Origin of the sequence: Micromonospora sp. M51, from assembly GCF_018070305.1 — a bacterium.
Lineage (GTDB): Bacteria > Actinomycetota > Actinomycetes > Mycobacteriales > Micromonosporaceae > Micromonospora > Micromonospora parva.
On record NZ_JAGPXZ010000546.1, the window covers coordinates 1 to 4,318 of the forward strand.

General features: G+C 72.4%; 4 protein-coding genes. All 4 read right to left on the reverse strand.

The genetic code is table 11. From position 1 onward, the window contains the following. Positions 1–32: 32 nt before the first annotated feature. Complete coding sequence (locus tag KBX53_RS24165) at positions 33–662, reverse strand: TetR/AcrR family transcriptional regulator (RefSeq protein ID WP_210861805.1); 630 nt, start codon at positions 660–662, stop codon at positions 33–35. Positions 663–791: 129 nt separating this feature from the next. Further along, a complete protein-coding gene (locus tag KBX53_RS24170; protein WP_210861807.1) occupies positions 792–2,345 on the reverse strand; it encodes a hypothetical protein in 1,554 nt (517 codons plus the stop codon). Between the two features lie 125 nt (positions 2,346–2,470). Continuing rightward, the gene (locus KBX53_RS24175) at positions 2,471–3,376 is read right to left on the reverse strand and encodes a Gmad2 immunoglobulin-like domain-containing protein (RefSeq protein WP_247676141.1); all 906 of its coding nucleotides are present in this window, start codon (positions 3,374–3,376) and stop codon (positions 2,471–2,473) included. Continuing rightward, a partial coding sequence (locus tag KBX53_RS24180) for a cell wall metabolism sensor histidine kinase WalK (RefSeq protein ID WP_210861809.1) occupies positions 3,373–4,318 on the reverse strand: 946 nt, incomplete at its 5' end. The genes KBX53_RS24175 and KBX53_RS24180, both read right to left, overlap by 4 nt.

A 4,318-nucleotide genomic window follows, 5' to 3' on the forward strand; every position in this document is an offset into this window, starting at 1 on the left:
GTGAAGCCTTCCGTGTTACGGATATCGGTGAATCAGGCCGGCGACGGACCGTCGTGCTGATAGCGGAGCACCGGGATCAGCACCTGGTCGACGACCTGAGTGAGGAACGCGTCATCGGCGGGTAGGCCGTGCGCGACGATGCGGGACATGGTGAGCGCGGGCGCCAGATCGTGGAACATCTCCCGCTCGCCGGCCTCCGGCGGGATCTCCCCGCGGGCGGCGGCCCGGACCAGGATGGCGGTGCTGGCCACCCGCCCGGCCGGCAGCACCTGGTGACGGACCAGACGTTCCAGCTCGGGGTTGGTCCGCATGGCGAAGGTCAACGCCTGCATAAGGTCGCAATCGGCAGTGCAGATCGCGGCCGTGGCCCGCAGCAACTCGATCAGGTCACCGCGAAGGGAGCCGGTGTCGGGCGGGTTGTGCACACCCACGCGCTGGTCGCGCAGGGCGGCGACGACCAGCTCCGCCTTGCCGTCCCAGCGCCGGTAGATGGTGGCCTTGCTGACGTGGGCGCGGGCGGCCACGGCGTCGATGGTCATCCGGTCGTAGCCGACCTCGCGCAGGGTGTCGATGACGACGGTGAACAGGTCGCTGTCGGTGCAGCGCGGAGCCCGGGCAGCCGGCACCCCGGCGCCCGCGTCCACCTGCTGACCACTCAGCATCTCGACCCCCCGCGAAACGATGTCGTACTGACCCTAGTTCGCGGTTCGCTGATCGTGCAGGCTTTCGTGAGTTGCCTCGCATCTGGCCGACGAAACGATGGCGTTTCAGCGGGGGGATCGGGGGTCTGGTCAGCTCACCATGGTGTTGCTCGCCCAGATGGGTTTCGCGTCGCTGTCGCGGTACAGGACGAGGTTGCCGTCCTCCTGGAGCCAGAGACTGGCGGGGCCGTGACCGCCGGTCTGGGTCGACCAGGCGATCGTGCCGTTGGCGCGGTACAGGGCGAGGTTCCCGTCGGGGCCATTGACCAGCCGCACGCCGTCGCGGGTGTTGCTGGCCCAGAGCGCGGTGGCGGAGCTGCGCCGGTAGAGCACCAGGTTGCCGTCGTCCTGCAACCAGAACTCGAAACGGCCGTCGAGGGAGCGCAGCTTGGCCCACCGGCGCAGGGTCTGCCCGGATCGCAGGTCGGCCGGCGCGGTGTCCGACAGTTGAACCGACAAATCGGTAAAGATCGGCTCTTTCGGGGTGAAATCTCTCGTCACCACCCCGAAGTTGCACTCCGGATTGGTCGGATCGGTGCAGGCGTCCCGGTACGAGTAGAGGAACAGCGGCCCGGTGTAGCTGAGTGAGCGCCACATGGACACGCCCTGGACCAGGTGATCCCGCAGGGTCTCCCGACCCAGGCCGGTCGCCCCGGACGTGGGGTAGCCGAACTCGGTGCCCCAGATCTTCTTCGCCCCGTCGCCGTGGTTGACCATGACCGAGCGCAGGTAGGCCAGTTCGCCACAGGGCGGGTTCTCCCCGGGCGGGCCGAAGAGGTTCCACCAGCGGTTGACGCACTCCGGCGCGGCCGGGCCCAGACCGGAGTTCCAGGCCGGATAGGGGTGCAGCGCCACCGCGTCGAAGTACGGGCCGTACCCGTTGCGATAGGCCCAGTCCAACCAGAGCGCCGCCTCGTTCACGTTGCCGGTGCTGGTGACCGGAGTGCCGCCCCCCGAGCCGCCGGCGAGGACCACGCAGTCCGCGCACTCGGCCTGGATCAGGGGGTGGGCGAGCCGGACCAGTTGCCAGTAGCGGGTCTTCCGGTCGGTGGCGTAGTTGCCGAAACCTTCATAGCTGCCGGACCGCCCGTTGTTCGGCTCGTTCCAGACCTCGTACGCGTGCACCCGGCCGGCGAAGTGCCGCACTGTGGCGCTGACGATAGTGGTCCAGTCGGCGTCGTCGGTGGGGAACCACTTGTCGGTGCTGTTGCCGCCGTTGGCCCAGGGCGGCGCGTAGGCGAGCACCATCAGCACCCGGATGCCCCGGGCGCGGGCGGCATCCACCACCGGGTCGAGCCGGTCCCAGCGCAACGCGCAGGTGCGGCACTGCTGCACGTACCACCAGTCGAGGTCGATGCGGATCATCGGGGAGCGGCCGGGAACGTAGGCGACCAGGTCGTCCAGCCGGCGGGTCAGATCGGTGTCGAGCAGACCGCTGCCCTCGGCGAAGCCGACGTCGAACGGGCCGTAGGTGCTGGCGGCCGGCGCGGTGGCCGGCAGCCGCCCGACGGTCGCCGCCGGTGTGACCAGGCCGGCCGGTGTGACCAGGCCCGCCAGCAGGAGCAGGGCGAGCACTGTGGTCGACAGCCAGCGGACCGGCCGGCGAGGCCCGCCCGTCGACGCGGCAGGTGACGTGGTCGGCATGCGGGATCCCCGTTTCGCGGCGCCGGTGACAGGTCTGTGCCAGGTGGACGACCCGCCGGCAAGTATCGCCCACCTGATCACAATCGACCGACCCGGAAAGCCGCTGAGCCGCGGCTCTCGGATGGTCAGTCGCCGCCAGCGAGGACCACCGGCACGGCCATCGTGTTGATCCGTGCGCCGTCCACCGCGGACACCTCGTACACCTCGACAGTGCCCTGCTGTTCGCGGACCGCGCGCCAGCCGACCACCACCCGGTAGCCACCCCGGCAGCCGCTGCCGCAACTGGCGGTGCCGAAGCCGGTGGCCACCTCCCGGCCGGCGGCGTCCAGCACCCGGACGCTCACCGTGGCCTCGAACACGACGGCGGTGCCGGTGACGACGAGCGGCGCGGAGACGCGCTCGCCGGGGACCGGGCCGGTGACCACTATCGGCGGCAGCAGATCCGCGTAGTCCGCCCGATCGACCGCAGCCGCGCCGTCGAGGCGGACCTGCCGCACGGTGGGGAACTGGGTCAACGTCCACACCACCTGGGCCTCACACAGTCGTCGCATGGCCGGGTCGCCGACGGACGGCACCCGCAGTGTCGCGACGCCGTCGGCGATGCGGGTGACCTCGACGCCGGCCGGAAGCAGCGTGGTCATCCCGGTGGCGGCCTCGGCCCGGCTCGGCCCGGCGGCCAGTTCGGCCAGCGCCAGCCGGGACGTCGCGACAGTGGCCGGCCGGGTGCGCCGGGTCGGCACCAACAGCCCGGCGCGGACGTACCACAGCTCGATGGTCACCGGGTCGGGCCGGCGCGTGCCGGAGGACGCCGCCGCCGACGGACGCGGTGGGCGGTCGGTTGGTGGTCGTGGTGGCGTCGGCTGCGCGGCCACGGTCGGGACGGGTGCCGGGCGGCTGCCGGGTGCGGCGCTCGTCGGCGGCGCGGTGGGCGCCGGGCCCAGGTCACCGGAGCGGGACGTGCCGCAGCCGCCGAGCAGGAGCGCCGCGACGAGCACCGGTACGACCAGTCGGACCGTGCCGCTGCGGCTCATCCAGCACCGCCAACAGTGCCGGCGGTACGCCCGACCGGACCCGGGTCGGCGCGCTGGTCCTGGCGCGGCACGTCACCCTGCGGGCCGGCGGGGCCGTCGGCGGGCAACTCCAGCCGGAAGCGGGTGCCCTCGCCCGGTTCGCTGTGCACGCCCAGCGCGCCGCCGAGCAGAGCGGTGTGCTCGCGCGCGATGGCCAGCCCGAGCCCACTGCCCGGCGCCGAGCGGGACGTGTCCACCTGGTGGAACCTGTCGAACACCCGGGGCAGATGCTCGGCCGGGATGCCGGGCCCCTGATCGGTGACCTCGAAGACGACCAGCGGGCCCGCACCCGCCACGGTGGCCGTGATCTCGCCACCGCCGTGTTCGACAGCGTTGGCGACCAGGTTGGCCAGCACGCGCTCCAGCCGGCGCGGGTCGGTGCGCAACACCAACGGGTCACCGGTGACCCGCACCCGCGCCGACCAGCCGCGTGCCGAGACGATGCCGTGCAGCAGCGCCACCGCGTCGACCGACCGCACCGTCAACCGCTCCCGCCCGGCGTCCAACCGGGAGATCTCCATCAGATCGTCGACCAGCCGGCGCAACCGGACCACGTCGCCGATCAACAGCCGGGCGGACGGCTGGGCGTCCTCAGGCAACTGGTCGAGGTGCTCGCGCAGCAGCGACGCCGCGGCCACCAACGCGGTCACCGGGGTACGCAGCTCGTGCGCGACGTCGGCGGTGAACCGCCGCTCGCGGGCCTGCGCGGCCGACAACGCCGCGATCTTCGCCTCCAGCGCCTCGGCCATCTCGTTGAACGTCGCCGCCCACACGCTGAACTCGTCGCGCCCGCGTACCGGCAGGCGGGTGGCGAGCAGGCCCTCGGTGAGCGCTCGGGCGGCCCGGCTGGCCCGACCCACCGGCTCCAACGTGCGGCGGGCCAGCGCGTGACCCACCGCCGCG

What these genes read in the sequence shown, in the direction of transcription:
- KBX53_RS24165 (WP_210861805.1), bottom strand. Translation starts at nt 662, where the DNA reads ATGCTGAGTGGTCAGCAGGTGGACGCGGGCGCCGGGGTGCCGGCTGCC.
- KBX53_RS24175 (WP_247676141.1), bottom strand. Translation starts at nt 3,376, where the DNA reads ATGAGCCGCAGCGGCACGGTCCGACTGGTCGTACCGGTGCTCGTCGCG.
- KBX53_RS24170 (WP_210861807.1), bottom strand. Translation starts at nt 2,345, where the DNA reads ATGCCGACCACGTCACCTGCCGCGTCGACGGGCGGGCCTCGCCGGCCG.